The following is a 23,268-nucleotide window of genomic DNA, read 5'->3' as shown; positions in this document are numbered from 1 at the left end:
ATGACCTCTCCATCCCCCATCCGCCGTTTCACCGGCTGGCACATGACCGCGATCCTGGTCGCGTTCTTCGCCGTGGTGATCGCGGTCAACATGCTGATGGCGACCATCGCGGTGCGGTCCTTCGGCGGCACCGTGGTCGAAAACAGCTATGTCGCCAGCCAGAAATTCAATGGCTGGCTGGCAGAAGCCCGCGCACAGCGGCGGCTGGGATGGCAGGATAAGGTGACGATGGATGCAGCGCGGCATGTCCGCCTGACCCTGACCGACGCAAAGGGCGCGCCGGTGGCGGGCGGCGGCGTGATGGCGGTCGCGCAGCATCCGCTGGGCCGGGCGCCTGACCTGTCGCTGGCGTTCCACGAAATGGCGCCGGGCGTCTACGCCAGCGACCGCGCCTTGCCCCTGGGCCGCTGGCAAATCCGCTTCGATCTGCGCCTGACCGGGCGCGAGGAACATCTGTTGAGGGAGGTCGACTGATGGCCACGAAAGCGCTGATCCCCGATCCCGTAACGGAGGAGACGGCCGAAAGCCTGTTCGCCGTCCCCGGCATCCATTGCGTCGGCTGCATCGCCAAGATCGAGGAGGGGCTTCCCCGCCAGCCCGGCATAGTGTCGGCGCGGGTCAATATGGGCGCGAAGCGGGTCGCGATCCGGCACGATCCGGCCCTGACTCCGCCCGACCTGCGCGCCGCCATCGCCGCTTTGGGGTTCGAGGCGGAGCCGCTGGCGGATGCGGGCCTGGATGTCGCGGCGGCCGAAAGCAGGCGGCTGACGCGCGCGCTGGTGGTCGCGGGCTTCGCGGCGATGAACATCATGCTGCTGTCGGTGTCGGTCTGGTCGGGGGCGGCGGGCGCGACGCGGGAGATGTTCCACTGGCTCTCCGCGCTGATCGCCCTGCCGACGGTCGCCTATGCGGGCCAGCCCTTCTTCCGTTCGGCCTGGGCGGCGCTGCGGCAGGGGCGGACGAACATGGACGTGCCGATCAGCATCGGCGTGCTGCTGACGACCGGCATGAGCCTGTATGAAACCGTGACCGGCGGCGCCCATGCCTGGTTCGACGGGGCGGTGATGCTGCTGTTCTTCCTGCTGGCAGGACGCTCGCTCGACAGCATGATGCGTGGGCGGGCGCGAGCGGGGGTGGCGGCGCTGCTCAAGCAGACCGCGCCCGGCGCGCTGGTGCTGGCGGCGGATGGGAGCAGTCGGTGGACGCGGGCTGATGCGTTGCGGCCGGGGATGACGATATTGGTGGCGGCGGGCGAAAGGCTGGCTGCCGACGGGCGAGTCGTGGAGGGCGAAAGCGGCCTCGACATCGCCTTCCTGACAGGAGAAAGCGCCCCGGTGCGTGTGCGTCCCGGCGACAGCGTGCAGGCGGGCGCGCTCAACATCGACGGACCGATCCAGGTGGAGGTGACGGCGGCGGGCCCAGATACCGTCATTGCCGACATCGCCCGGCTGATGGAGGAGGCAGGGCAGGGCAAGTCGCGCTATGTCCGCCTCGCGGACCGGGCGGCGCGCTTGTATGCGCCCTGCGTCCATCTGCTGGCGGCATTGTCCTTTGCGGGGTGGATGATCGCCGGAGCGGGCGTGCATCAGTCGCTGCTGATCGCGGTCGCCGTGCTGCTGATCACTTGCCCTTGCGCGCTGGGACTGGCGGTGCCGGCGGCGCAGATCGTCGCCTGTGGCGCGCTGATGCGGCGGGGCGTGCTGGTCAAGGACGGGTCGGCGCTGGAAAGGCTGGCGGAAGTCAGCGAGGCGGTGTTCGACAAGACCGGCACGCTGACGCTGGGCCGTCCCGTCCCGCAGGGGTTGCGCCGCTTGTGGAGCGACGACCGTTCGATCCTGCTGTCGCTGTCCCGGGCCTCGCGCCATCCGTTGAGCATTGCTCTACGGCAGGCGCTGGAGGCGAAGGGTGTAACGCCCGCCGCGCTCGACCAGATCCGCGAAGTCGCCGGAGAGGGGGTCTTCGCGGACTATGAAGGGGTATCCGTTTCCCTCGCGCGTCCACGTAGCCTGATCAACCTGTTCGGGCTGGCGGCGGAATATCGGCGCGGCGATCAGGCCATGCTGCTGAGCTTCACCGATGCCCTGCGGCCCGACGCGGCGGATACGCTGGACGCCCTGCGCGGCATGGGGATGAATGTGCTGATCGCCAGCGGCGACCGCCCCGACGCGCTGGAGGAGATCGCCCGCGAAACCCGCACCACCGCTATCGGCCATCTGCGCCCAGCCGACAAGCTAGCGCTGATCGGCCGGTTGAAGGGCAAGGGGGAAAAGGTGCTGATGATCGGGGACGGGCTGAATGACGGCCCGGCGTTGGCGGCGGGCCATGCCAGCATGGCGCCCGCCTCCGCCAGCGACGCGAGCCAACTCACCGCCGATGCCGTGTTTCTGGGCGACAGGCTGGCGCCCGTGGCGCTCACTGTGCATGTGGCGCGGCGGACGGTCGCCGTGGTGAAGCAGAATTTCGCGCTGGCGATCGGCTATAATGTGCTGGCGGTGCCGCTGGCCATAGCGGGCAAGGTGACGCCGCTGGTTGCGGCGGTCGCCATGTCGACATCCTCGCTGATCGTCATCGCCAACGCCCTGCGTTTGAAAGGAGTCGTGAAATGATCGGTCTCAGCCTGCTCATCCCGATCGCGCTTGGCCTGGGATTGCTGGGTCTGGCGGCCTTTTTCTGGGCGCTGGGCAATGGCCAGTTCGACGACACCGATGGCGCGGCGGTGCGCATCCTGATCGACGAGGATTGAGGGCGGGCGTCTTTTCGTCCGATTTATCCATGATATACAGGATATTTCGCCAGAAAATCGCCAATAATAAGGCATATTTCCTGGATATCTGCTATTCATAAGTCGGTCTGCATGCCATGATTTCTCTATCATGGCACGCATGACGAACCCGCCCCCCTTCGCTGATTTCGCCCCCGCCATACGCGTACAGTCGCCGCTCCGCCAGGCCATCACCGCCGCCTATCGTCGTGATGAAGCGCGGTGCATGGCGCCCCTGCTCGAAGCCGCCGCGCTGCCAGACGCAATGCGGCAGGCGGCCCGGGAAACGGCGCGCAGGCTGGTGACGACGCTGCGCGCCAACCGCAATGGCAGCGGAGTCGAGGCGCTGGTGCAGGAATATTCGCTCTCCAGCCAGGAGGGGGTGGCGCTGATGTGTTTGGCCGAAGCGCTGCTGCGCATTCCCGACGATGCGACCCGCGATGCGCTGATCCGCGACAAGATCGCTGACGGCGACTGGGGCGGGCATCTGGGCGGCGGCAAGTCGCTGTTCGTCAATGCGGCGACCTGGGGACTGGTGGTGACGGGGAAGCTGGTCGGCAGCGTCGATGACCGGAGCCTCGGCGCGGCGCTGACCCGGCTGGTGGCGCGTGTGGGCGAGCCGGTTATCCGGCGAGGCGTGGACCTCGCCATGCGGATGATGGGCGAGCAGTTCGTGACCGGCGAGACGATTGCCGAGGCGCTGAAGCGCGCACGGGTACAGGAGGCGAAGGGCTTCCAATACAGTTATGACATGCTGGGCGAGGCGGCGGCGACGGCGGCCGATGCGGCGCGCTATCTGGCCGATTACGCCCAAGCGATCCACGCCATCGGCAGGGCGTCGGACGGGCGCGGCGTCTATGCGGGGCCAGGTATCTCGATCAAGCTGTCGGCGCTGCATCCGCGCTATAGCCGCGCCCAGGCGGAACGGGTCATGGGGGAATTGCTGCCCCGCGTGAAGGAACTGGCGCTGCTGGCCAAGGGCTATGACATCGGCCTCAACATCGATGCGGAGGAAGCGGACCGGCTGGAATTGTCGCTCGACCTGCTGGAGAGCCTGGCGCTGGACCCCGACCTTGCGGGCTGGAACGGCCTTGGTTTCGTGGTGCAGGCCTATGGCAAGCGCTGCCCCTTCGTCATCGACTGGATCGTCGATCTGGCGCAGCGGGCCGGGCGGCGGATCATGGTGCGTCTGGTCAAGGGCGCCTATTGGGACGCGGAGATCAAACGGGCGCAGGTCGACGGGCTGGCGGATTTCCCGGTCTATACGCGCAAAGTGCATACGGACGTCGCCTATATCGCCTGCGCGAAGAAGCTGCTGGCGGCGACGGATAAAGTCTTCCCCCAGTTCGCGACGCATAATGCGCAGACTTTGGCGACTATCCATCATCTGGCCGGGCCGGATTTCAGGCTTGGCGACTATGAGTTTCAGTGCCTGCACGGCATGGGCGAGCCGCTCTATGAGCAGGTGGTAGGGAAGGGGAATCTCGACCGCCCCTGCCGCATCTATGCGCCGGTCGGCACGCATGAGACGCTGCTGGCCTATCTGGTGCGGCGCCTGCTGGAAAATGGCGCGAACAGTTCCTTCGTGCACCGCATTGCCGACCCGGCGGTGCCGGTGGAGGAGATGATCGCAGACCCGGTAGAGATGGTGCGGGCGATGCCGCATCCGGGCGCGCGGCATCCGGAGATCGCGCTGCCGTCCGGGCTCTATCCCGACCGGCGCAATTCCGACGGGATCGACCTGAGCGACGAGAGCGTGCTGGCGGCGCTGACGCAGGCGCTGGCGGAAAGCGCGGCGATCGACTGGACGGCCGCGCCGGAGAATGGGGAAGGCACGGCGCGGCTGGTGCTCAACCCCGCCGATCGGCGCGATCTCGTTGGGACAGTGTTCGAAGCGTCAGCGGATCATGCACGATCGGCGGTCATTCGCGCTGGCGGCAGCGAATGGGCGCAAGTGCCGGTGGCGGAGCGCGCCGCGATATTGGAGCGGGCCGCCGACGCGATGCAGGCGCGCATGCCGATCCTGCTGGGCCTGATCGTGCGCGAGGCGGGCAAGTCGCTGCCCAACGCCATAGCCGAAGTGCGGGAGGCGATCGATTTCCTGCGCTATTATGCGGCCCAGGTGCGGGCGGCTTTCGGCCCGGCGCAGGCGGCTTTGGGGCCGGTCGTCTGCATTTCGCCCTGGAATTTCCCGCTGGCGATCTTCACCGGGCAGATCGCGGCGGCGCTGGTCGCGGGCAATCCGGTGCTGGCCAAGCCCGCCGAGGAAACCCCGCTGATCGCGGCAGAGGCGGTGCGGTTGCTGCATGAGGCGGGCGTGCCGGGCGACGCGCTGCAACTGATCCCCGGCGCGGGCGAGATCGGCGCGGCGCTGGTGGCGGCGCCGCAGACCGCCGGATTGCTGTTCACCGGATCGACCGAGGTGGCGCGGTTGATCCAGCGGCAACTGGCATCCCGCCTCTCCGCATCGGGCAAGCCCATCCCCCTGATCGCGGAGACGGGCGGGCAGAATGCGATGATCGTCGACAGCTCCGCGCTGGCCGAACAGGTGGTGGCGGACGTGATCGCCTCGGCCTTCGACAGCGCGGGGCAGCGCTGTTCGGCGCTGCGCATCCTTTGTTTGCAGGAGGATGTGGCGGACCGGACGCTGACGATGCTGAAGGGCGCGCTCCGGGAATTGCGCATCGGGCGGACCGATCGGCTGGCGGTCGATATCGGCCCCGTCATCACCGAGGATGCTAAAGCGGGGATCGAGGGGCATATCGCCTCGATGCGCGCTCTGGGCTGCGCGGTGGAGCAGCAAATGCTCCCGGACCAAGCGGCGCACGGCAGCTTCGTGCCGCCCACCATCATCGAGATCGACGACATAGCGCAACTCAAGCGCGAGGTTTTCGGGCCGGTGTTGCATGTCATACGCTTTCCCCGCTCCGGGTTGAACGCGTTGATCGATGCGATCAACGCGACCGGCTATGGCCTGACCTTCGGCCTGCACACGCGGCTGGACGACACCATCGCGCAGGTGACCGGGCGGGTGAAGGCGGGCAATCTTTATGTGAACCGCAACGTCATCGGCGCGATCGTTGGGGTGCAGCCCTTTGGCGGGCGCGGCCTGTCGGGTACTGGGCCCAAGGCGGGTGGGCCGCTCTATCTGGGACGGCTGGTGACCACGCCCCCGGTTTTTGCCGAACGGGCGGGTTCGCTCCGGTCGCCGCTCAGCGATTTTGCCGATTGGCTGGCAGCGGAGGGTGAAGCGGAGGCTTCGGCCATGGCGCGGCGTTATGGCGATGCGTCGGCGTTAGGGGTGGAGATGGCGCTGCCGGGGCCGGTGGGGGAGCGCAACCTCTATGCGCTGCATCCGCGTGGGCAGATCGGGATGCGGCCCGCGACGCGGCAGGGGCTGTTGCAGCAGATGGCGGCGATGCTGGCGACTGGCAATCGCGGGGTGTTGCGGGACATGGCGCTGCCGCAGGGGTTGCCTGCGCATATTGCGGCGCATTTCGCGTCACAGGCGGACGGGCCGCTTGGAGCGGTGCTGGTTGAGGGGGATGCCGGGCGGATTGGTGCGGTGGTTCAGGAAGTGGCCGACTTGCCGGGGCCGGTCGTCAGCGTCCATGCGGCGGGGGCGGATGGGGGGTATCCGCTCGACTGGCTGCTGGAGGAGGTGTCGACCTCCATCAACACGACGGCTGCCGGGGGTAATGCGAGCCTGATGATGATTGGGTGAGAGGGTAGGCACAGCGTGCTCCTGCCTTCGCTGGAGCACGTTGCGCTTAGGCGTCCTTCAGCAACCCCGTCACGACCGGCGCGATCTTGCCGACGATCACATTCACCCCGGCCGGATTGGGATGGATGGAATCGGCCTGCATCAGCTTGGGATTCCCGATCACGCCTTCAAGGAAGAAGGGGTAGATCGGCAGGCCGTAATCCTTGGCCAGCCGGGGATAGATGGCGTCGAACTTTGCGCCATAATCCTTGCCCATATTGGGCGCGGCCAGCATGCCGGTGAGCAGCACTGGGATCTGCCGCTGCTTGAGCTGGTCCAATATAGCGCGCAGATTCTTTTCGCTGTCCTCCGGCGCCAGACCGCGCAACATGTCGTTGCCGCCAAGGTCGAGCAGCAGCAGGTCGGGCTTGCGCGGCAGGCCGTCCAGCGTGAAGGCGAGGCGCTGCATGCCCCCCAAAGAGGTTTCGCCTGAAACCCCGGCATTGCGGACCTGAACCGCCAGCCCCTTGGCCTTCAGCGCCTGTTCGAGGCGGAAGGGGAAGCTTTCATTCTGGGCCACGCCATAGCCCGCATAGAGGCTGTCACCGAAGACGAGGACGAGTTTGCCGTCTTCGACCGGGGCGGCGCTATTCTGCGCCTGCGCGGACGGCGCTGCGCTGTTGCTGGCGGCTGGTTCGCCCGAACAGGCGGTGAGCAATTGCACAATCGCCACCGCGCCCACATATATCGACCATCTTCCCGCCTTCATGGGGTTCCTTTCGCTGATGCACGGTTCGTCCTCCCTCGCCCATATCGCGATTGAAGCGCGCAATGTCACCCTCTCGCTCGGCACCCGCGAAGCGCCCACCCAAATATTGAAGGGTATCGACCTTTCCATCCCCAGGGGGGAGAGCCTGGCGATCCTGGGACCGTCGGGGTCGGGCAAGTCGTCGCTGATGGCGATCCTGTCGGGGCTGGAGCGCGCGAGCGGAGGCGAGGTGCAGGTCGCGGGGATTGATTACGGACCGCTGGACGAAGACGCGCTGGCGCGGGCGAGGCGCGGGCGCGTGGGCATCGTGTTGCAGAGCTTCCACCTGCTGCCGACCATGACGGCGGTGGAAAATGTCGCCGTGCCGCTGGAACTGGCGGGGTTCGCGAATGCCTTCGCCCGCGCGGCGAACGAGCTGGAGGCGGTGGGGCTGGGGCATCGGCTGCATCATTACCCCGCCCAGCTTTCGGGCGGCGAGCAGCAGCGCGTGGCCATTGCCCGCGCCGTCGCGCCAGGACCGGACATCATCTTTGCCGACGAGCCGACCGGCAATCTGGATGGCGCGACCAGCGGGTCGATCGTCGAACTGCTGTTCGCCCGGCGGGAAGCGAACGGCGCGACGCTGGTGATCATCACCCATGATCCTGGGGTGGCTGAACGGTGCGATCGCATCGTGGAGATGCGCGACGGGCTGATCATTGCGGACCGGAGGCCGTGACGGGGCTTGGCGGGCGAGGGGGGCTGGGCTGGCGGGGCTGCTGGCGGATCGCCCGGCGCGATCTGCATCGCGGCTTTCGGGGGTTGCGGCCGCTGTTCATCTGCCTGTTCCTGGGCGTTGCGACGCTGGCGACGATCGGCGGCCTGACCGCCGCGATCACGGGAGAGATTGCGAGTAAGGGGCAGTTGCTGCTGGGCGGCGATGTCGAAGTGGCGATGTCGCAGCGTGAGGCAAGCGCGGCCGAGAAAGCGGCGTTCCGGCGTGAAGGGGTGCTGAGCGAGACGATCAGGCTGCGCGCAATGGCGCAGCGGGTCGGGGAGGGCAAAGGCCCATCCGCCGTGCTGACCGAACTCAAGGGCGTGGACGGGGTCTATCCGCTCTACGGCACGCTGATGCTGAAAGGCGGCCGGGCAGGGCCGATGCGCGCCGACGAACTGGTGATCGGACAGGCGTTGGCGGACCGGCTGGACGTGAAGCCAGGCGATGTCTTGCGCTATGGCACGGCGACCTTCCGCATCCGCGACATCATCGCGGACGAGCCCGATCGCGTGGGCGAGGGCTTCACTTTGGGGCCGGTCGCGCTCACGTCGATGGAGGGCATCCGGCGTACGGGCCTCATTCAGCCGGGCAGCCTCTACGAAAGCAAATATCGCATCCGCATGGCGGCGGACCGGGACGCAGGGGCGGTCGGGGACCGGCTGAAACGCGCCTTTGCGTCCTCCGGCTTCGAGATCAAGGACCGCGACGGGGCAGCGCCGGGGACCAGCCGTTTTCTGGAGCGGATGGGGCAGTTCCTGTCGCTGATCGGCCTCGCCGCGCTTGCCATCGCCGGGATCGGGGTCAGCAACGGCGTCGCCTCCTATCTGACGATCAAACGCAACGGCATCGCGACGCTGAAGATATTGGGCGCGTCGTCCGCCGACATTGCGCGCATCTATCTGATGCAGATCGGCGTGGTCGCCATGCTGGCGATCGCATGCGGACTGGCGGCGGGAATCGTGCTGCCGCTGGGGCTGGTGGCCGCGATGCGGGACATATTGCCGGTGCAGCCGGGCTTCGCCATCGCGCCCTGGCCGCTCGTCACCAGCGCGCTTTACGGCCTGCTGATCGCCTTCATCTTCACCATGCCGCCGCTGGCGCATGCGCGCACCCTGCCCGCCGCCGCGCTGTTTCGCGAGACGGTGGACAAGCGGCGCGGTTTCGACCGCGCGAGCATGATCGCGGTGGGCGCGGCCGGGGCGGCGGCCGTCGCGCTGGCGCTGGGCACAGCGCGGGAGCCATGGTTCGCGGCGTCGATGCTGGGCGCCGTCGCCGCCGTGCTGGCGCTGCTGACCGGGATCGGGCTGCTGGTCCGGCGCTTGGCACGCCGGGCACCCGCGCCGCGCCGTCCCCTTGCCCGGTTGGCGGTGGCCAATCTCCACCGGCCGGGCGCGCAGACCTCGGCGCTGGTGGTGGCGCTCGGGCTGGGCCTGACGCTGTTCGTGACGCTCGCGGCGATCCAGTCGAGCCTCAGCGCCGAAATCCGCAACACCGTGCCCCGCACCGCGCCCGACCAGTTCGTGCTGGACATCCCTATCGCCGGGAAGGATCGCTTTCTCTCGCTCGTCGCGCAAGAGGCGCCTGGGGCCAAGGTCAATATGGTGCCGACCCTGCGCGGAACGATCGTCGCCTATGGCGGGCAGCGCGTGGCGGACCTCAAGCAACTGCCCGAAGGCGCCTGGTTCCTGCGCGGCGAGCGGGGCGTCACCTATAGCGAGACGCTGCCCGAGGGATCGGAACTGGTGAAGGGGCAATGGTGGCCCCGAAACTATGCCGGGCCGCCGCTGATCTCGCTCGACCGCGAAGCGGCGAAGGTGATGGGCGTTGGCGTCGGGGACCGGCTCACCGTGTCGGTGCTGGGACGCGAGATCGAGGCGCGGATCGCCTCCCTGCGGCAGGTCAACTGGGAGACGATGGGCTTCAACTATATCATGGTTTTTTCGCCCAACACGCTGCGTAGCGCGCCGCACAGCCTGTCAGCGACGATTACGACGAAAGGCGCGTCGGAGGGAGCGATGACCCGTGCGCTGCTGGCGGCCTTCCCCTCGGTGTCGATCATCGCGGTGGGCGAGGTGGTGGCGCAGGTCACTATTCTGCTGGGACAGATGTCGACCGCGATCGTGCTGGCCGGATCGGTCGCGATCCTGGCGGGCATCGCCGTGCTGATCGGCGCGATCGCGGCGTCGCGGCAGGCGCGCGCCTATGACAGCGTGATCCTGAAGACGCTCGGCGCGACGCGCGCGCAGATATTGGGCGCGCAGGCGATCGAATATGCGCTGCTCGCCGGGGTGCTGGCGCTGGTGGCGTTGGGGCTGGGGCTGGCGGCGGCGTGGTTCGTGATCGTGCAGATATTCCAGTTCGGCTGGGCGCCCGATTGGCTGCTGGTGCTGTCGACTTTAGGCGCGGGCGCTGTGCTGACGCTGGGGATCGGGCTGCTGGGCTCCATCCCGTTGATGTCGGTGCGGCCTGCGCGCGCATTACGTGCGCTATAGGGCCGCTTCCTCATTGGCTGAGGCACGCGACCGCCGCTATTCGCCGGGCCAGTAAAGCCGCATGGGGTTGTCGACGAGCAGCTTGCGTTGCAATTGGGCGGTTGGCGCGATGCGGGGGATCATGTCGACCAGCGCGCCATCGTCGGGAATCGCCTTTTCCATGTTCGGATGCGGCCAGTCCGTGCCCCACAGCACCCGATCCTGATAATCCGCCACCAGCGGCGCGACCGCATGAGCAAAATCGTCCCAAGGCGCGCCCAGGGGGTCGAGCCGGTCGGGGCAGGTCACCTTGGTCCATATATCATCGCGGCTGTCGAGCAGGCGGCGGAACGCCCGCATATCGGCGCCGTCCGGACCTTGGCTGACGTCGGGCCGGCCCATATGGTCGATCAGGATCAGCGTCGGGATTGCGTCGAGGAAGGGGCGCATTTCCTCCAATATATCCGCCTCGAAATAGACAACCACATGCCAGCCGAGCGGCTGGATGCGCTTTGCGATCTCCAGAAACTTGTCCTTGGGCGCATCGTCGACCAGGCGTTTGAGGAAATTGAAGCGCACCCCGCGCATGCCGCCCGCGTGCAGCCTTTCCAGTTCGGCGTCGGTGACGGCGGGATCGACCACGGCGACGCCACGCGCCTTGCCGCCGGATTTGGCGATGCCATTCAGGGTCGCGCTGTTGTCGGTGCCGTGGCAACTCGCCTGGACGATGACATTGCGCGCGAAGCCCAACCTGTCGCGCAGCGCGAACAGCATGTCCGGGCCCGCGTCTTCCGGCAGATATTTGGCCTTGGGACTGAAGGGAAAATCCGCCATCGGGCCGAAGACGTGGCAATGCGCGTCCACCGCACCGGGCGGCGGGGTGAAAGTAGGGACAGAGGGATTTTCGTGCCAGGAAATGATACGGCCGCTGTCATTGGCACTCATGCGAAAACCTCTCCATCCATCAACTTGCGCGCCGTGCGCAGCATCGCCGCGCTGGTGACGGCGCCCTTCTCGTCCAGTTCCATGACGCAGGTGGTTTCGCCGGTTGGATGCTCGACCGACAGGGTCTTGCGGCTGCCCGCGGCTATGCTCGCCACCTCGGCCGCAGGCGAGCCTTCGATCAGGCAGGCCGTCGCGACGCTGACCGCGCCCAGCACGCCGATCGAGGCATGGGCGCGATGGGGGATGAAGCTGCGCACGCTGACCGCGCCGCCGCTGCGGGGCGGGGCGACCAGCATCATCTTGGGCACTGATTTTTCCCTGACGTCACCCAGGTTCATCCGTTCACCCACGGCAAGCCGGATTTTCTCGATCCGGGCCTTCAGGCCCAAGTCATTGTCCAGCGTCTCACGGTCCTCATAGCCAGTGACGCCGACATCCTGCGCCTTCATGACGACGCATGGCATGCCATTGTCGATCAGCGTCACGCGCACGCCCTCCACCTCATCGAAAGCGTTGCCGGTGGGCAGCAGCGCGCCGCAGGAGGAACCGGCGGTGTCGCGAAATTCCAGAGGGATGGGCGCGGCGGAGCCGGGCACGCCGTCGATCCTTGCCTCCCCGTCATAGCGGACCTTTCCGTCCGGCGTTTCGACGGTGGCGATGGCGATCTGCCCGGTATTTTCCATGAAGATGGCGATGCGGGTTTCGCCCTTCCGCGCAGGCACCAGTCCGCGCTCGATGGCGAAGGGGCCGATGCCGGCCAGGATATTGCCGCAATTCTGCGCGTCGCTGACGATCGCCTGATCCACGAAGACCTGGAGGAAGAGATAGTCGACATCGACGCCCTCCCGCTTAGACTTCTTCACTAGCGCGACCTTGCTGGTCAGCGGATCGGCGCCGCCCATGCCGTCGATCTGACGCGGATCGGGCGAACCCATGATCCGCAACAGAAAGGCATCGCGCGCGGCGGCATCGGCGGGCAGGTCTTCGCTCAGGAAATAGCCGCCCTTGGACGTGCCGCCGCGCATCCACATGACACGGGCGGAGGTCATTCCCCGTCTCCCTTCGTCATTTGGCAGGGCTTATACATATTTCAGCCCCATTTCTTCGAGACGCGGACGCATATTGTAGATGTCCAGACCGAGTTCCCCGGCCGCCAGACGCAGGCGCTTGGCTTCCTCAGCGGCCTCACGTGCCTGCGCCTTTTCCAGCACCGCGCCCGCATCGGCGCGGGGCACGATGCAGACCCCGTCATCGTCCGCGATCACCACGTCGCCCGGATTGACCAGCGCATTGGCGCACACCACCGGAATATTGACGCTGCCCAGCCTATTCTTGACCGTGCCCTGGGCATGAACTGCCTTCGACCAGACGGGGAAATTCATGGCGGTCAGGTCTCGCACGTCGCGCACGCCCGCGTCGATGATCAGCCCCCGGCATCCGCGTGCCTGGGCGGAGGTCGCGAGCAAGTCCCCGAAATAGCCGTCGGTGCAGGGGCTGGTCGGCGCCAGCAGCAGGACGTCGCCTTCCTTCAACTGCTCGATCGCGACATGGACCATCCAGTTGTCGCCCGGAGCGGCCGAGATGGTGACGGCGCTGCCCGCGATCCGCGCGCCGCTGTAGATCGGGCGCATATAGGGCGCGAGCAGACCCGTGCGGCCTTGCGCCTCATGCGCGGTGGCAACGCCGCATCGGGCCAAGCCGTCGATGATGGAAAGTTCCGCCCGCTCGATATTCTGGACAACGACGCCGGACATGATCCTACTCCCACGGAATAAAGTTGATGATTCCCATGAACGAGCCCGTTGGGGTCGACAAATCCGATCTATGCGGAACCCATAAATTTTTGCTAATGATCCGGAATGTCCCCCGATCAGTTCAATATCCGCCATCTCGCCGCCATGGCCGCTGTCGTGCAGCAGGGCAGCGTTTCGCTCGGCGCCCGCGCGGTCAATCTGACGCAGCCGGCCGTCACCCAGGGCATAGCCAAGCTGGAGGCGCAATTGGGCCTGCCCCTGTTCGAGCGGCAACCGGGCGGCATGGCCCCAACCGATGCGGCGCTGGCGCTGGCGCCACGGGTCGATGTGGCGCTGCGGCTGATCGGCAGCAGCCGGGTGACGGCGACCCAAATCCGCGCTTTCGTCGCGCTGGCGCGGGCGGGCAGCTATCCGGCGGCGGCGGCGGAAGCGGGCGTGACCGAACCCTCGCTGCACCGGGCGGTGGGCGATCTGGGCCTTGCCATGGGCTACAGGCTTGCTGAGCGGCGCGGGCGCGGTCTGGCGCTGACCCGACAGGGCGCGCTGTTGGCGCGGCGGTTGCGGCTGGCGCTGGCGGAATTGCGCTCCGGGTTGGAGGATATTGCCGACATCAGGGGGCAGGAGAGCGGGCGGATCGTGGTTGGCGCCATGCCGTTGTCGCGCGCGCGGTTGCTGCCCGCCGCCATTGCCCGCTTTCGCGCCGACTTTCCTCAGGTCGACATCAGCGTCCATGAAGGCTCCCACGCCGAGCTGGTCGGCCCGTTGCGCGATGGAGAGGTCGATATGATGATCGGCGCGCTGCGCGATCCCTCCGTCGGGCAGGACTTGACGCAAACGCCCTTGTTCGAAGACCGGCCGATCATCATCGGGCGCGCCGGGCATCCGTTGGCGGGCGGCTGGACCCCCGACGATTTGCGCCGTTTCCCCTGGATTTTGCCTCCTGAAGGCGCGCCGCTACGACAATTATGGCGGCGCATGCTTGAGGCGCTGGGTGGAGAGCTGCCCGCCGTTCCGATCGAATGCGGGTCGGTGATGACCATCCGGCAGCTACTGCTGGGCGGCGATTATCTGACGCTGCTGTCGGTGGACCAACTGGCGCTGGAATTGGATGTTGGAATAGTGGCCAACATCGGTTCGGCGCCGGGATCGGTCAGCCGGACCATCGGCATCACCACCCGCACCGACTGGCGCCCGACACGCCTGCAAGGGCGCTTCCTGGACGCCATGGAGACCGAAGCCGGAAAAATATATTCGTAAATTCTTATAGGAGCGGCGCGGATTCGATTGGCGCCCTTGCGGGGGATGCGTCATGCCCCTGTCCATGAAGCAGGAAGTCGGTTTGATCGGTTTTGGCGAGGCGGGTTCAACCTTCGCCATGGCGGGCGGATGGGGAGCGCGGGCGCATGTGTTCGACCGCAAGACAGGCAACGGGCCCGATCATGATATAATGCTGGCCTCTTACAAGGCGGCCCATGTGTCGGGTGCGCGCTTCCTTGACGATGCCCTGTCGGGCGTCGACCTCATCTTGTCGCTGGTGACCGCCGATCAGGCGCTGGCCGCTGCCGAAGTGGCTGCCCAATGCCTCGCCGCCGGCGCTCTATATTGCGACATGAACAGCGTCGCGCCCCGGACCAAGCAGCAGGCGGCGCAACTTATCGAGGCGGCGGGCGGCCATTATGTCGATGTCGCCGTGATGGCGCCCGTCAACCCTGCGCGCCTTTCGGTGCCGCTGCTTTTGAGCGGCGAAAGGGCGCAGGATGCGCAGGCTCTGCTCTCCGCATTGGGCTTTGCCGCCATGCGCGTGGTTGGCGATGCGGTGGGACGCGCCTCCGCCATCAAGATGATCCGGTCGGTCATGGTGAAGGGCGTGGAGGCGCTGACCGCCGAATGCGTGCTTGCCGCCGATGCGGCCGGCGTGCGCGAGGAGGTGCTGGCCTCGCTCGACGCCAGCGAAAGGGCAAGGCCGTGGGAGAACCGCGCAGACTATAATCTCGACCGGATGCTGGTCCATGGAATGCGCCGCGCCGCCGAGATGGAAGAGGTGGTCAAGACGCTGGAGAGCCTGGGCACGGGCGCGGCGATGACCCGCGGCACCGTCGAACGGCAGCGCGCAATCGGTGAACTGGGCGTCACCTCACCGCCCGAAGGCCTCACCGCGAAGATCGACCATATCAATCAATCCAACGCTCGAAGGGCGGATGCCGCATGACCCTGATTATCGACTGCCATGGCCATTATACCGTGCTGCCAAAGGGCCATGATGTCTGGCGCGAGGAACAGAAGGCCGCTTTCAAGGCTGGCGTGCCTGCCCCCGCCTATCCCGAAATTTCCGACGACGAAATCCGCGACACGATCGAATCCAACCAACTGCGCCTCATCAAGGAGCGCGGCGCGGACCTCACCATCTTCTCCCCCCGCGCATCGGCCATGGCGCCGCATGTTGGCGATGCGGATGTCGCCAGGGAATGGGCGACCCGCTGCAACGACCTGATCGCCCGCGTCGTTCGCCTTTACCCCGAAACCTTCGTGGGCGTCTGCATGCTGCCGCAGTCTCCGCAGGCCGACATGGCGAACAGCATCGCTGAACTGGAGCGCTGCGTCGAGATGGGTTTCATCGGCTGCAACCTCAATCCCGATCCGGGCGGCGGCTATTTTCGGCATCCGCCGCTGACCGATCGCTATTGGTATCCCTTCTACGAGAAGATGGTCGAGCTGGACGTCCCCGCGATGATCCATGTGTCAGGAAGCTGCAATCCGGCGATGCATGCGACCGGCGGCTATTATATCGCCGCCGACACCATCGCCTTCATGCAGTTGCTGGAAGGCGACCTGTTCTCCGATTTCCCGACGCTCCGCTTCATCATCCCGCATGGCGGCGGTGCCGTGCCCTATCATTGGGGACGTTATCGGGGTCTTGCCGATATGTTGAAGAAGCCCGGCCTCGACACGCATCTCATGAACAACATCTTCTTCGACACCTGCGTCTATCATCAGCCGGGCATCGACCTGCTGGCGGACGTGATCGACAACAAGAATATCCTGTTCGGATCGGAAATGGTCGGCGCGGTGCGCGGCATCGATCCGACGACGGGCCATTATTTCGACGATACCAAGCGTTATGTCGACGCGCTCGATATCAGCGATGCCGAACGCCACGCCATTTTCGAGGGCAATGCGCGGCGCATCTTCCCGCGCCTCGACGCGCAGTTGAAGATGCGTGGCCTGTAGGACGGAATTCATCCCCCGGTTCGGATTGGAAGGAAGGACTGGGGGATGGATGCCGATAGAAGAGGACCAGAGATGACCGATATTCACGAATATCTGGCCGAGTTCGATGATATTCCCGGCACGCGGGTCTACACGGGCAAGCGCGCGCGGCAGGGTTATGGATGAACCAGTTTGCGATGAGCCTGATGAAGGCGGAAAATCGCGAACGCTGGAAGGCGGGCGAGCGCGCCTATATCGACGAATGGCCGATGACCGAGGAGCAACGCCAGGCGATCCTCGACCGCGACTATAATCGTTGCCTCGATCTGGGCGGCAATATCTATTTCCTGGCCAAGGTGTTTTCGACCGATGGCCTTAGTTTCCTTCAGGCGGTCGGCACGATGACGGGCATGAGTCCGGAAGATTATCAGGCGATGATGATCGCCGGCGGCCGTTCTCCGCAAGGTGTCCGGTCGATCAAGGAGAAACGTTGATGGCCCGCATTACCGCCGGCGTCGCGACCAGCCATGTGCCCGCCATCGGCGCCGCCATGGACAATGGAAAGGCCGCCGAACCCTATTGGCAGCCGGTGTTTGCCGGCTATGACTGGTCGCGCCAGTGGATCGCCCAGGAAAAGCCCGATGTCGTGATCCTGGTCTATAACGACCATGCCTCCGCCTTCGACATGAAGATCATCCCGACCTTCGCGATTGGATGCGGCGAGCGCTATAAGCCCGCCGATGAGGGCTGGGGCTCGCGCCCCGTGCCCGATGTGGAGGGTCATGCCGACCTCGCCTGGCATATCGCGCAGAGCCTGATCCTCGACGAATTCGACATGACCATCATCAACGAGATGGATGTCGACCATGGCCTGACCGTGCCCTTGAGCCTGCTCTTCGGCCAGCCGCGGCAATGGCCGTGCAGGGTCATTCCGCTCGCGGTCAATGTCGTCACCTATCCGCCGCCGTCGGGCAATCGCTGCTGGCTGCTGGGCGAGGCGATCGCCCGAGCGGTGGAAAGTTTCCCCGAGGATTTGAATGTGCAGGTCTGGGGCACCGGGGGCATGAGCCACCAGCTTCAGGGGCCGCGTGCGGGGCTGATCAACGCGGAGTGGGACAACCGCTTCCTCGACCTGATGAGCAACGACGATGGGGAGGCGCTGCGGGCCATTCCCCATATCGAATATCTGCGGGAAACCGGGTCCGAAGGGATCGAAATGGTGATGTGGCTGATCATGCGCGGGGCGCTGGGCAAAAAGGTCAGGCCACTGCATCGCCATTATCATGTTCCTGCTTCCAATACGGCGATCGGGCATCTGGTGCTCGAACCCGTCGGCTAACCTTTTTCTAGGAGAAACTCCCCATGCGTATAGCCCTTGCCGGTGCGGGCGCTTTTGGCGAAAAGCATCTCGACGGCCTCAAGAATATCGACGGCGTGACCGTCACCTCCCTGATCGGCCGCAATCTTGAACCGACGCATGCGATCGCGGAGAAATATGGCATCGGTCATGCGACGACCGAGCTGGCCGAAACGCTGGCTCGCGACGATGTCGACGCGGTCATCCTCTGCACACCCACCCAGATGCACGCGAGCCAAGCGATCGCCTGCATGAACGCGGGCAAGCATGTGCAGGTCGAAATCCCGCTGGCCGACAGTTGGGCCGATGCGCAGGCGGTGCTGGCGAAGAGGCAAGAAACCGGCCTCGTCTGCATGGTCGGCCACACGCGCCGCTTCAACCCGTCGCATCAATATGTCCATAACCTCATCACGGCGGGCGAGCTGAACATCCAGCAGATGGACGTCCAGACCTATTTCTTCCGCCGCAAGAATATCAATGCCAAGGGTGAGGCGCGCAGTTGGACCGATCATCTGCTCTGGCACCATGCCGCGCATACGGTCGACCTGTTCGCCTATCAGGCGGGCAAGATCGTGTCGGCGCATGCGATGCAGGGGCCGATCCACCCCGAACTGGGCATCGCCATGGATATGTCGATCCAGCTCAAGAGCGAGACGGGCGCGATCTGCACCCTGTCCTTGAGCTTCAACAATGATGGGCCGCTGGGCACCTTCTTCCGCTATATTGGCGACAGCGGCACCTATATCGCCCGTTACGACGATCTGGTGAATGGCAAGGAAGAGCCGATCGATGTCAGCAAGGTCGCTGTGTCGATGAACGGCATAGAGTTGCAGGACCGCGAGTTCATTGGCGCCATCCGCGAGGGCCGGGAGCCCAATTCGAGTGTCGCCAAGGTATTCGACTGTTACCGTGTGCTCGGTGAACTGGAAAAGCAGCTCGGATAACATGTAGATTTTTGGACGCCTTCGATCCTAATCTAAGACGATCACGCTCTTGGACCATCGCGCTGCCCATAGGTTGGTTCAAGGGAACGCGATGGGCATGGGCAATGACTATATTGCTTGAGTTTACGGCCTAGCCACTGAGCGCCATTCAGATCGACAATCCCGCAGCCGAGACACCCGCAAGAGCACATAGCTCATCGCTGTCGCTTGTATCTCCAGTAACCCCAACCGCACCAACAACCTGCCCCGTTGCGTCGCGAATCAACAGGCCACCTGCAGCGGGGATTATGCCTCCCGCAGACAAGCCTGCCGCAGCGGCTATGAATGTCGGTCGATCGACGGCCATTTCACCTATAACGCGTGACGATACGCCCAGTGCCAGAGCGCCTGAAGCCTTTGCGGTCGAGATTTGCGGTCGCAGGGTCGATGAACCGTCCTCGCGCGCGAATGCCACCATGTGACCGCCCGCATCAAGCACCGCGACACTCATCGGTTTCAGGGCCAGTTTGCGAGCCTCACTCAGTGTCGCATCAACAATTGTCTGCGCTTGGGTCAAAGAAACGCCATTATTACTCATGTTCTCTGTTCCTTTTTCGATGAACGCATCGCGCCGGGCATCGGGCCTCCTGTGGCCCAATCAAGCAACTCTACCGTATGGACGACCGGCACGGCGGCAAAGCGGCCAATCTGCGTCGCGCAACCGATATTGCCGGTAGCTACCACATCCGCGTCCAGCGCCTCGATGGCTTGCCCTTTACGCGAACCAAGCTGGTCCGCGATAATGGGCTGAAGAATGTTGTAGGTGCCGGCCGATCCACAACACAGATGGGCCTCTGCAGGGAGGCGAACGGTGTAACCTGCCCGTTCGAGCAGCCTCTTGGGTAGTCCCGTTACCTTCTGGGCATGCTGCAACGAACAGGCGGGATGATAAGCTACAGTCAAATCCATAGGTTCGCCGACAGGCAGGTCAACCCGATCAAGATATTCGGTGACGTCGAGCGCCAGATTGGAGACTTTCGCCGCTTTTTCAGCGTAAGCCGGGTCATCTCTCAGCATAAAGCCGTAGTTTTTGATTGTGGTGCCGCAACCGGATGCCGTGACGATGAGGGCGTCGAGCCCTTCTCCCTCAATCTCGGCGATCCATGCGTCGACATTTCGCCGGGCGGCATCCAGAGCGTCGTGCTCGCGCCCCATATGGTGGACCAGCGCGCCACAACATCCCTCTCCTGAGGAAAGGACTACCTCATGTCCGAAACGGTTGAGCAGCCGGATTGTCGCAGCACGAAATTCCGGGCGCAGAACCGGCTCGGCGCAACCCTGCAGCAGCGCGACCCGCCCTTTGCGTTGCGGCAACGGCTTCGCGTCGTTAGTAGCCCGTGCCGGCACCCGCGAGGGGGCAAGTTCCAGCATCGCGGCCAGCGGCCGGAGAGCGTTGATGCGACGCAGCAGCGGGCGGACGGGCTTGGCCAGCATGGCAAGCATCAGGGCTGCGCGAAAACGATTACTATAAGGCAGGATCGCGGCCAAGGTTCCGCGGATCAGCCGCTGGGCCAACGGTCGGCGATGCCTCTCCTGAATATAAGTGCGCGCGTGATCGACGAGGTGCATGTAGTTCACGCCCGAAGGGCACGTGGTCATGCACGACAGGCAAGAGAGGCACCGATCGACATGTTTGACCACTTCGACACTCGGTTCGCGCCGATTCTCCAGCATGTCCTTGATAAGGTATATGCGCCCGCGCGGCGAATCCAGCTCGTCACCAAGGAGCACATAGGTCGGGCAGGTAGCGGTGCAAAAGCCGCAGTGGACGCACTTGCGGATCACCTCTTCCGACGAACGCATCGCCGGATCGTCCCGCGTTTCAGGCGGAAAGCTGGTCTGCATCCATATCCTCCTTGAAGCGGCCCGTAGAGAAGACTCCGGCAGGATCGAAGGCGCGGCGTACCCGCTGCTCCAGTGCGATCAGACCCGCTGCGCGGGGCGGCAGCGCAGGCACGCGGGCGCGCATCGCCGCGGGCGCGGAAACCAGCATTGCCTCGCCGCCCAGTCGCGCAGCTTGCGCGCGCACATCCTCGCCCTCATTATCCAGGGCAATCCACACGCGTGCGCCACCCCAGTCCATCGCCCAGTCGATCTCCAGCGAGGCCAGGCTCTCGACCAGTTCAGGGGCGTGCCTGGGCGGGAGGTGAACCTGCCATCGCACCGCTCCCTTCAGCCCCACCGCAGTCATTGCCTCGGCCCATAGCGAATCCGCATCGTCGACCCGGCGCAGTTCGCAATGCTTGGCAAGCAGGCCAGGCAAAGCAGCGCAACGCGCCGCGACGGAGGGAGCAAACCCCGCCACCCGCAGCAGCGTCAACCCGCGCGCCAGATGGGCGGCGGCGGAGACTTCCGCCTTGCTGCCCAATGCAGCGGCCATCGCGGCATGGGCGGCGGCGGCGGAGAGGCCATCGGCCACCATCGTCACCGCCTCACGCGGGGCGGGCAGCACCTTCAGCGTCAATTCGGTCATCGCTCCGAGCCGTCCCCACGACCCCGCCATCAACTTAGGCAGATCGTAGCCCGTCACGTTCTTCACGACCTTTGCACCCGCGACGAAGCGCTCACCCCGGCCGGATATCGCTGAGAAACCGAGCAGATGGTCACGTGCGCTGCCAGCGGTGATACGGCGCGAGCCGGCCACTCCCGCCGCCACCACGCCGCCGATGGTGGAGGCCGCATCGCCCCACGGCTCGAAAGCCAGCATCTGCCCCTCGCTCGCCACCAGTGCCTGCACCTCGGCCAGCGGCGTTGCCGGGCGCAAGCTCAGCACCAGCTCGGCAGGATCGTAATCGATCACACCCGACAGCGCCGCCAGCGACAGCGTTTCCACATCCCTCGGCGCGCCGAAACCGGCGCGCGTGCCGCCGCCCCGCAATTCGAGTCGCGTACCTTTCTCCACCGCAGCGGCGACGATCTCACGCAGGTCTTCGGTATCGCGCGGCCGCAGCATCAGAAGCGCTCCAGTTCCGGGAACCGCACTTCGCCATGATGCACATGCATCCGGCCCAGTTCGGCGCAACGGTGCAGTGTTGGAAACACCTTGCCCGGGTTCAGCAACAGTCCAGGGTCGAACGCGCACTTGACCCGCTGCTGCTGCTTGAGGTCATCCTCGCTGAACATTTCCGGCATCAAGTCGCGCTTCTCGATCCCGACGCCATGTTCGCCGGTCAGCACTCCGCCTACCGCAACACATAGTCGCAGGATGTCGTTGCCGAAATCCTCGGCCCGGTCGAGTTCGCCGGGCACGTTTGCATCGTAGAGAATCAGGGGGTGCAGGTTGCCATCGCCCGCATGGAAGACATTGGCGACGCCAAGACCATATTTTTGCGAAAGCTCCTCCATGCGGCGCAACACTTCGGGCAGACGCCGACGCGGGATCGTGCCATCCATGCAATAATAATCGGGAGAGATGCGCCCCACCGCCGGAAATGCCGCCTTGCGCCCTGCCCAGAAGGTCATGCGCTCGGCGTCGTCTTGCGAAACGCGCGTGGTGACCGCGCCGTTTGCCTGCGCGATCCGCGCGATTTCCTCGATCAGATGGTCGCATTCCGCTGCGGGGCCATCAACCTCGACAATCAGCAGAGCGCCGACATCGAGCGGATAGCCGGCGTGGACGAAGGCTTCCGCCGCGTGGATAGCGGGCTTGTCCATCATTTCCATGCCGGCGGGAATGATGCCATCGGCGATCACCTGCGCCACGCAGGCTCCCGCCGCTTCCGGATCGGCGAAGCCCACCAGCACCGCTCGCGCAGTTTCGGGCTTGGGAAGGATGCGTACCGTAACCTCGGTCACTACGCCCAACAAGCCCTCTGAACCGACGACAACCCCCAGAAGATCGAGTCCGCTGGAATCAAGGTGCCGCCCGCCGAGCCGCAGAACCTCGCCATCCATCAGCACCAGTTCCACGCCCAACACGTTATTGGTGGTCAGGCCATATTTGAGGCAATGCACCCCGCCTGAATTCTCGGCGACGTTACCGCCGATCGAGCAGGCGATCTGGCTTGACGGATCGGGCGCGTAATAGAATCCCGCTTCTTCGACGGCCTGGGTAATCGCCAGATTGGTGACGCCCGGCTGTACCACGGCCATCCGGTCGGCATAGTCGATGTCGAGTATCCGTTTGAACTTGCCCATGCCCAGCAGCACCGCATCTGCCAACGGCAACGCGCCGCCCGAAAGTGAAGTGCCCGAACCGCGCGGCACCACCCGCACGCCTTCGGCATGGCACCAGCGCAATATGGTCGAGACCTGCTCCACCGTTTCGGGCAGAACGACCAGCATCGGCGGCTGGCGATAGGCGGTGAGGCCATCGGACTCCCACGGACGCAGTCCGTCGGGATCGTCGATCACCCCTTCGCCGGGGACGATCTCCCGCATGGCCGCAACGATATATTCACGCTTGGCGAGCGTCGCCTCGTCGGGTGTAGGCATGGTAATGGACATGGCAGCCCTTCCCTGTCCTGGTAGACGGTCATTTCATGACTCTCGAATTGATTCACAAAATCTATTATTCCGTTGTCCGGACTTTCGGTAGAAGGAATTAATTCAACGCATCTTA

19 protein-coding genes and 1 pseudogene are annotated in these 23,268 nt (G+C 65.2%); 12 read left to right on the top strand and 8 right to left on the bottom strand.

Annotated elements, in window-relative coordinates:
- From VVT58_RS18005 to putA, 4 genes are all read left to right on the top strand, one after another.
- Positions 1–474, top strand: coding sequence for a FixH family protein (locus VVT58_RS18005; RefSeq protein ID WP_327752302.1), 474 nt, complete (start codon positions 1–3; stop codon positions 472–474).
- The gene (locus VVT58_RS18000) at positions 474–2,606 is read left to right on the top strand and encodes a cation-translocating P-type ATPase (RefSeq protein WP_327752299.1); all 2,133 of its coding nucleotides are present in this window, start codon (positions 474–476) and stop codon (positions 2,604–2,606) included. Before VVT58_RS18005 ends, VVT58_RS18000 begins: the two co-directional genes overlap by 1 nt.
- The gene (gene ccoS / locus VVT58_RS17995; RefSeq protein ID WP_066562254.1) at positions 2,603–2,743 is read left to right on the top strand and encodes a cbb3-type cytochrome oxidase assembly protein CcoS; all 141 of its coding nucleotides are present in this window, start codon (positions 2,603–2,605) and stop codon (positions 2,741–2,743) included. The genes VVT58_RS18000 and ccoS overlap by 4 nt, the downstream gene beginning before the upstream one ends.
- Before the next feature lie 139 nt (positions 2,744–2,882).
- The gene (gene putA, locus VVT58_RS17990; protein WP_327752409.1) at positions 2,883–6,485 is read left to right on the top strand and encodes a trifunctional transcriptional regulator/proline dehydrogenase/L-glutamate gamma-semialdehyde dehydrogenase; all 3,603 of its coding nucleotides are present in this window, start codon (positions 2,883–2,885) and stop codon (positions 6,483–6,485) included.
- A 46-nt stretch (positions 6,486–6,531) separates the two neighbouring features.
- On the opposite strand, the gene VVT58_RS17985 is transcribed toward putA, so the two are convergent.
- Positions 6,532–7,233, bottom strand: coding sequence for an arylesterase (locus tag VVT58_RS17985; protein ID WP_327752296.1), 702 nt, complete (start codon positions 7,231–7,233; stop codon positions 6,532–6,534).
- 16 nt (positions 7,234–7,249) lie between these two features.
- Here VVT58_RS17985 and VVT58_RS17980 point away from each other — a divergent pair, with 16 nt between their 5' ends.
- Together VVT58_RS17980 and VVT58_RS17975 are read left to right on the top strand one after the other, a co-directional pair.
- Positions 7,250–7,951 carry an ATP-binding cassette domain-containing protein gene (locus tag VVT58_RS17980; RefSeq protein WP_327752295.1) on the top strand — a complete coding sequence of 234 codons (702 nt, stop codon included), beginning with the start codon at positions 7,250–7,252 and terminating at the stop codon, positions 7,949–7,951.
- Positions 7,948–10,482, top strand: a complete 2,535-nt coding sequence (locus VVT58_RS17975; RefSeq protein ID WP_327752294.1) for an FtsX-like permease family protein — start codon at positions 7,948–7,950, stop codon at positions 10,480–10,482. The genes VVT58_RS17980 and VVT58_RS17975 overlap by 4 nt, the downstream gene beginning before the upstream one ends.
- Positions 10,483–10,518: 36 nt before the next feature.
- On the opposite strand, the gene VVT58_RS17970 is transcribed toward VVT58_RS17975, so the two are convergent.
- From VVT58_RS17970 to ligK, 3 genes are read right to left on the bottom strand one after another with little or no spacing between them, the layout of a single operon-like run.
- Positions 10,519–11,406 (bottom strand): amidohydrolase family protein, encoded by an 888-nt coding sequence (locus VVT58_RS17970; RefSeq protein WP_327752293.1) that lies wholly within the window; start codon positions 11,404–11,406, stop codon positions 10,519–10,521.
- Complete coding sequence (locus VVT58_RS17965; protein WP_327752292.1) at positions 11,403–12,455, bottom strand: 4-oxalomesaconate tautomerase; 1,053 nt, start codon at positions 12,453–12,455, stop codon at positions 11,403–11,405. Before VVT58_RS17965 ends, VVT58_RS17970 begins: the two co-directional genes overlap by 4 nt.
- A 30-nt stretch (positions 12,456–12,485) precedes the next feature.
- Positions 12,486–13,160, bottom strand: coding sequence for a 4-carboxy-4-hydroxy-2-oxoadipate aldolase/oxaloacetate decarboxylase (gene ligK, locus VVT58_RS17960; protein ID WP_327752291.1), 675 nt, complete (start codon positions 13,158–13,160; stop codon positions 12,486–12,488).
- A gap of 105 nt (positions 13,161–13,265) precedes the next feature.
- On the opposite strand from ligK, the gene VVT58_RS17955 reads away from it, so the two are divergent.
- The 6 genes and pseudogenes from VVT58_RS17955 to VVT58_RS17930 all read left to right on the top strand — a co-directional run bounded on the left by VVT58_RS17955 (position 13,266) and on the right by VVT58_RS17930 (position 18,668).
- Complete coding sequence (locus VVT58_RS17955; RefSeq protein WP_327752290.1) at positions 13,266–14,417, top strand: LysR substrate-binding domain-containing protein; 1,152 nt, start codon at positions 13,266–13,268, stop codon at positions 14,415–14,417.
- A gap of 64 nt (positions 14,418–14,481) precedes the next feature.
- Positions 14,482–15,369, top strand: coding sequence for a DUF1932 domain-containing protein (locus VVT58_RS17950; RefSeq protein ID WP_327752408.1), 888 nt, complete (start codon positions 14,482–14,484; stop codon positions 15,367–15,369).
- Positions 15,366–16,388: an amidohydrolase family protein gene (locus tag VVT58_RS17945; protein ID WP_327752288.1), complete on the top strand. Its 1,023-nt coding sequence runs from the start codon at positions 15,366–15,368 to the stop codon at positions 16,386–16,388. The genes VVT58_RS17950 and VVT58_RS17945 overlap by 4 nt, the downstream gene beginning before the upstream one ends.
- Positions 16,389–16,460: 72 nt before the next feature.
- Positions 16,461–16,861 (top strand): annotated as a pseudogene (gene ligA, locus VVT58_RS17940) (protocatechuate 4,5-dioxygenase subunit alpha).
- The gene (locus VVT58_RS17935; protein WP_327752287.1) at positions 16,861–17,706 is read left to right on the top strand and encodes a class III extradiol dioxygenase subunit beta; all 846 of its coding nucleotides are present in this window, start codon (positions 16,861–16,863) and stop codon (positions 17,704–17,706) included. The pseudogene ligA and the gene VVT58_RS17935 overlap by 1 nt, the downstream one beginning before the upstream one ends.
- 23 nt (positions 17,707–17,729) lie before the next feature.
- Complete coding sequence (locus VVT58_RS17930) at positions 17,730–18,668, top strand: Gfo/Idh/MocA family oxidoreductase (RefSeq protein ID WP_327752284.1); 939 nt, start codon at positions 17,730–17,732, stop codon at positions 18,666–18,668.
- Between the two features lie 148 nt (positions 18,669–18,816).
- Here VVT58_RS17930 and VVT58_RS17925 read toward each other — a convergent pair whose 3' ends face one another.
- From VVT58_RS17925 to VVT58_RS17910, 4 genes are read right to left on the bottom strand one after another with little or no spacing between them, the layout of a single operon-like run.
- Positions 18,817–19,245 carry a heme-binding protein gene (locus VVT58_RS17925; RefSeq protein ID WP_327752283.1) on the bottom strand — a complete coding sequence of 143 codons (429 nt, stop codon included), beginning with the start codon at positions 19,243–19,245 and terminating at the stop codon, positions 18,817–18,819.
- Positions 19,242–20,552 (bottom strand): glycolate oxidase subunit GlcF, encoded by a 1,311-nt coding sequence (glcF, locus tag VVT58_RS17920; protein ID WP_327752281.1) that lies wholly within the window; start codon positions 20,550–20,552, stop codon positions 19,242–19,244. Before glcF ends, VVT58_RS17925 begins: the two co-directional genes overlap by 4 nt.
- Entirely contained in the window at positions 20,530–21,660 is a 1,131-nt protein-coding gene (locus VVT58_RS17915) for an FAD-binding protein (protein ID WP_327752280.1), read from the bottom strand. Before VVT58_RS17915 ends, glcF begins: the two co-directional genes overlap by 23 nt.
- On the bottom strand, positions 21,660–23,153 hold the full coding sequence (locus tag VVT58_RS17910; RefSeq protein WP_327752279.1) for an FAD-linked oxidase C-terminal domain-containing protein: 1,494 nt from the start codon (positions 23,151–23,153) through the stop codon (positions 21,660–21,662). The genes VVT58_RS17915 and VVT58_RS17910 overlap by 1 nt, the downstream gene beginning before the upstream one ends.
- Positions 23,154–23,268 lie beyond the last annotated feature (115 nt).

Origin of the sequence: Sphingobium sp. SJ10-10 (assembly GCF_036038995.2) — a bacterium.
Lineage (GTDB): Bacteria > Pseudomonadota > Alphaproteobacteria > Sphingomonadales > Sphingomonadaceae > Sphingobium.
This window is presented reverse-complemented; position numbering and strand designations above follow the sequence as displayed.